Origin of the sequence: Synechococcus sp. R6-5 (assembly GCF_047461775.1) — a bacterium.
In the GTDB taxonomy this organism is placed as follows: domain Bacteria; phylum Cyanobacteriota; class Cyanobacteriia; order Thermostichales; family Thermostichaceae; genus Thermostichus.
In genome coordinates, this window is the sequence record NZ_JANSHV010000236.1 from 1 (window position 1) to 4,720 (window position 4,720).

Sequence of the window (4,720 nt, forward strand, 5' to 3'; positions counted from 1 at the left end):
AGCTCTCGGGCGATGTCGAAAAGCTCTCAGGTGATGTCGAAAAGCTCACTTTTAAGTTCGACACCTCACAAACCATCGGGGAACGGCTGGAACGTCTAGCCACCAGCCTGATTGCCGGTGCCACCATCAGCATCATTGCCGGAGTGATTTTGGTGCTGCTGCGGGAGGGATCCCGTTGAAGGGATGTTGCTCGGGGCTGGTTTTGGGGGGTCAACTGCCGGAATTGAGTTTTTCCCAGTCCTGCTGGTGGATGGCGATCATCTGGGCTTGGGCTTGAATAGCTGCCAACACCTCCGTCATCAGGGGCCAGTCGCTCCGCGGCGGACTGGGGTACTGCTTAAGCTTGTCAACTGTGTTGCTGAGAGCACTTTGCAATTGTTGCAGCAGTTGATAGGTCTGTTGGGCCAAAGCTAGGGTCTCAGAGACGCGGAGGTTATTCTGGCCTTGTTGATATTTCTGGAGAGCTTCCCCTCGCAGGATGCTCAAGATGGCCCCTTCTCTAGAGGCGGCAGTCTGGCCACTTTTGGAGCGCTGCGGTATGATGCGCAACTGCAACACCAGTGGCTCCCCCCGGTACATCCGCTCCACCTCTGCCTGCTGCGGCTCCCCGATCAACTCCGGATCCAGCGCCATCATCCGCTTCATGGCGGTGATCAACTTCGCTCGTATGGACTCGGAGAGATCTTTGAACAGATCCCGCAAAATCCCCTGCTGGCGGTAGCGCACTCGACAAGAAGGCCCCTCTTGAGGCTCCACGAAAATTTGCTCGGCTTTCTCATCCAAAGCCCGCCGCAGCATCGAGTTGAGCAACTGCTGCACTGTCTCTTCTGATTCGTCGGCGGGTACGGGCGGAGCGGTTGGTCGGGCGGACGGAGGCTGGGTTGGAGTCAACTGCGTGGGGGGCCCCGCCGCAGGAGCAGGAACCTCCCGAGTCACCCGGTTGGCTTGGGCCTGGAGGCGCAGCCGCTCCACCTCTGCCGGGTCGGGGGGATGGCTGAAGTAGTAGGCAATTAAATCCTGCTGCTGCTGAGCGGTGAGAGGGATTGGCTGGACGGAAATCTGGGAATAGGCCAGCATTTTGCTCACATAGTCCAACGCCGCCAAATCCTGGGGATCCACCATGCCCAAGATAAGGCTGTCGGTATCCAGGGCCAAGGGGACGACTTGGTAGTAAATGCAGATTTCCACCGGCAAGTACTGGGCAATTAAGGCCGGCACTCGCGCCCGGTCAACAATGGAGTGTTGTCCCACCGCCAGAGAGGCATCTGGATCAGTCATGGCAAGCCCGGAGTGGATCCCGCACAGGCGAGACGTCGCTACTCGATCATAGAGTAAAGCCTACACCCTCGCGGCCTGAGGCCCATGGCATCCTGGCTCATCTGACCGGCGTAAATTGAATAATGTAATACTAGGGGTATTCTCCTCTACACCCAAAGCAGTAAAGCCTTGTTAAGTCTTGGAGTTAACATCGACCACATTGCCACCCTTCGACAGGCACGCCGCACGGTGGAGCCAGATCCGGTAGCGGCAGCGGTGATTGCCGAGCTGGCGGGGGCAGATGGCATTACGGTGCACTTGCGCGAGGATCGCCGTCACATTCAAGATCGGGATGTGCGGCTGCTGCGGCAAACCGTGCGCACCCACCTCAACCTGGAGATGGCAGCCACCGAGGAGATGGTGGCGATTGCCCTGGAGGTCAAGCCCGACTACGTCACTTTGGTTCCCGAGCGGCGGGAGGAGATCACCACTGAAGGTGGGTTGGATGTGGCGGGGCAGGTGTCGCGCCTCAGGGATGTAGTCGGCCAACTGCAGGGATCCGGCATTCCCGTCAGCTTGTTTATCGACCCAGATCCGACCCAAATTGCCGCTGCTGCCCAAGTGGGAGCCCGCTGGGTGGAGCTCCACACGGGGCGCTATGCAGAAGCCTCATCCGAAGCTCAGCGGCAGGTGGAACTTGACCACCTGGAAAAGGCCAGCCAACAGGCTCTTCAGCTGGGCTTGCGGGTGAATGCGGGACATGGTCTTACTTACTGGAATGTCGGCCCAGTGGCGCGGATCCCTGGCATGGAGGAGCTGAACATCGGCCACAGCATTATCAGTCGAGCGGTGCTGGTGGGGCTGGATCGGGCGGTGCGAGAGATGCGTCAGGCGATGGGACTAAGCTGAGGAGCAGGCCCGGCATGAACTCGGAATACTACGGCTACGAAAACTACGTTCTGGATCAGGCGGAGATTGAGCGCCTGTTGGATCTGCTGCCAGCCAGTATGCGGGAGAGTGTGAAGATCTTGCCCGCCTCGGAACGGCAAACGGTGGTGATCAAAGGCCGTCGGCAAATGCCCTGGGAACGGCAGATGCGGCTGTTCATCAAGCCCTACGAGTGGCGGCAATTTACCCCCCTGCAGCGGGCGGGGCTGTTCCTGCACAAGGTGGGCTACTACAGTCGGGCGGTGTCGCGGCAGATCGACTTTTACCTGGCCATAGCAGCTCTGGGGGGGTTGAGCTTGATCTTCGAGGCCGTACAACAGGATCCCGTGGGAGCAACCGTTTCGGGTGGTTTGAGTGGCTTGGCCCTCTGGCAGTTGCGCCGCGACCAAACCAATGACCGTCGTCTGTTGGCTGCTGACGCCTATGCGGTGGATCGCCTGGTGTTGCGCGGGATCCCGCGGCTGCAGGCGGTGGAGGCCCTAGGGCAGGCGCTGCATGTGGAGGCCCGTCTGGAGGGGCGCTCGGGCAATGATCTGCTGGACATGTTGCGCTACCAAAACCTCAAGCGGCTGGCCCAGCGTCCGGCGGAAGACATTGTGTTGAGCTAATCCCGGGTAGAGATGCTTTCTCCCTCGCGGCTGGGATCCCAGGCGGGCCGGTGGGGCCGCTATCTCCTGCAGGTGGCGGTGACCGATTCCACCAATCGGCTGCTCTTGGATTGGGGCCGTCGGTTCCCACAGCCGCTGCCGGTGGGCACAGTTTTGGTCAGCACCCGCCAGCGGGCCGGGCAAGGTCAACATGGGCGAGTGTGGCACTCGCAGCCGGGGGGACTATACCTGTCCGTTTGGCTGGGATCCCCGCCCTTGCATCACTCGCTGCTGGAACTGACCCTGACCTTGGGCTGGGGCATTGCGGGCTGCTTACGGCAAAACCTTGGGATCCCGCTGCGGCTGAAATGGCCCAACGATTTGGTGGTGGTGGACGAGCAGCGCCCGGATTCTCTGCTCAAGCTGGGGGGGATCCTGGTACAAAGCCGCTTTGGGGGGGGCGGGCAACTGCTGGGGTTGGTGGCCGGTGTGGGGGTGAATGTCAACAACCCCGTTCCCGTTGGGGCGATCACCTTAGCCCAGATTTTGGGATCCCCTCTGCACCGCTCACTCGACCGCACCGAGATTGCCGGCTGGGTTCTGCAGGGGATGGAGCAGGGATTCCACGTCTGGTTGCAAGGGGGATTTGCCCCCGTTCGCTCAGAGTACGAAGCCTGGATGGTCAAGCCGCAAGTCCAATGGCTCGAAAGGGGGACTAGCCTCACGATCTTGGGCCTTGCCGAGGATGGAAGGGTGCGAGTACAAACACAAGGGGAGCAACATCTGCAACAGCAGCAATCCATCCGGACGCTTACACCCGACCAAGTTCGCTTGAGCTATCACATGCCGGCGGGCGATAGCCTGTAATTTCTCTTGTGTTTTTTATGTGGCCTGTGTTGAACTCGGTGATGAAGCTTTGGGTTATGGCAGCGCGCCTTTTCTCCCCCCGAGCTCGGCGGCTGCGCTTTTGGCTGAAGCTGGGGCTGGCTCTGCTCTGGTTTTATCCCACTGCTCTGCTGGCCCAGACCCAACCAACCCCTTTGCCCCCGCCGCCCATGGTGGAACCGGCCCTGGACACGCCTGGGGCGGCAGCCCTGCTGCTGGATGGAGCCATTCCTTTGCGAGAGGGCAGCCCTGCGACCCTTGAGGCAGAAACCCGCCCAGAGACGGTAGTGGGCCGCGAGATCGTGATTGAGCCCCAGAAGAACCATGACCTGGTTCCCCATGCTCAGCCTGAAGGTGGGGTGCCGGTGGTGCTGATGGAACGCAGCTCCGGTCGCCGCATCATTCTCGCCCCCGGCCAAGAGATTCGCATCGAGGATCCCAGCCAGCCCCAAGCTCCTGAACCGCAAACGCCAAGGTTGCCTGAACTGGCGGCAGGTGACGAACGACTGCTCTACCCCCTACCTCACCCGGTGCCGATTACTTCTGGATTTGGCATGCGAATTCACCCCATCCGCGGAGAGCCGGAGTTTCATGCTGGAGTGGATTTGGGGGCCAGCATGGGCACGCCGATCTTGGCCTCTTTAAGCGGCAAGGTGGTCACTTCGGGATCCCTGGGGGGTCTAGGGATCACCGTTGTGCTGGAGCATGCCGGCGGTCGGCGCACTCGCTATGGCCACATGTCCGAAGTTGCTGTAACACCGGGGGAAGTGGTAGAGCGGGGATCCGTCATCGGCTATGTGGGGGCGACCGGAGCGGTAACTGGGCCGCACCTCCACTTTGAGCTGTGGAAGCGGGCGGTGGGGCAAGGTTGGGTGGTTCTGGACGCCACAGATGATCTGAAGGTTGCTGTTGCCCAGCTGCCGGGTTAGCCAGAGCCGGCTTGGGTTAGCATAGGTGGGCGGGCTCCAACTAGAATGCTGGCGCAGGTAACCAGTTGGGTCATGCAGGTTTTGCGGACGTGGCGGAACGGCAGACGCGCTAGA

5 protein-coding genes are annotated in these 4,720 nt (G+C 60.9%); 4 read left to right on the top strand and 1 reads right to left on the bottom strand.

The window, feature by feature from the left end; translation table 11 throughout:
* Positions 1-210 precede the first annotated feature (210 nt).
* Positions 211-1,278: a hypothetical protein gene (locus NW818_RS11845; protein WP_414383722.1), complete on the bottom strand. Its 1,068-nt coding sequence runs from the start codon at positions 1,276-1,278 to the stop codon at positions 211-213.
* Positions 1,279-1,446: 168 nt separating this feature from the next.
* Between NW818_RS11845 and NW818_RS11850 the strand changes: the two genes are divergently transcribed.
* Genes NW818_RS11850 through NW818_RS11865 form a run of 4 tightly spaced genes read left to right on the top strand, consistent with a single transcriptional unit; the run spans position 1,447 to position 4,606 of the window.
* The gene (locus NW818_RS11850) at positions 1,447-2,166 is read left to right on the top strand and encodes a pyridoxine 5'-phosphate synthase (RefSeq protein WP_414424665.1); all 720 of its coding nucleotides are present in this window, start codon (positions 1,447-1,449) and stop codon (positions 2,164-2,166) included.
* A gap of 14 nt (positions 2,167-2,180) precedes the next feature.
* Positions 2,181-2,813, top strand: coding sequence for a DUF3318 domain-containing protein (locus tag NW818_RS11855; RefSeq protein WP_011432111.1), 633 nt, complete (start codon positions 2,181-2,183; stop codon positions 2,811-2,813).
* A 12-nt stretch (positions 2,814-2,825) separates the two neighbouring features.
* A complete protein-coding gene (locus NW818_RS11860) occupies positions 2,826-3,659 on the top strand; it encodes a biotin--[acetyl-CoA-carboxylase] ligase (protein ID WP_414424666.1) in 834 nt (277 codons plus the stop codon).
* Positions 3,660-3,700: 41 nt separating this feature from the next.
* Positions 3,701-4,606 carry a M23 family metallopeptidase gene (locus NW818_RS11865; protein WP_414424667.1) on the top strand — a complete coding sequence of 302 codons (906 nt, stop codon included), beginning with the start codon at positions 3,701-3,703 and terminating at the stop codon, positions 4,604-4,606.
* Positions 4,607-4,720: the final 114 nt, after the last annotated feature.

Coding starts and splice junctions, on each gene's coding strand:
- NW818_RS11860 (WP_414424666.1), top strand. CDS start 2,826: ATGCTTTCTCCCTCGCGGCTGGGATCCCAGGCGGGCCGGTGGGGCCGC.
- NW818_RS11855 (WP_011432111.1), top strand. CDS start 2,181: ATGAACTCGGAATACTACGGCTACGAAAACTACGTTCTGGATCAGGCG.
- NW818_RS11845 (WP_414383722.1), bottom strand. CDS start 1,278: ATGACTGATCCAGATGCCTCTCTGGCGGTGGGACAACACTCCATTGTT.
- NW818_RS11865 (WP_414424667.1), top strand. CDS start 3,701: ATGAAGCTTTGGGTTATGGCAGCGCGCCTTTTCTCCCCCCGAGCTCGG.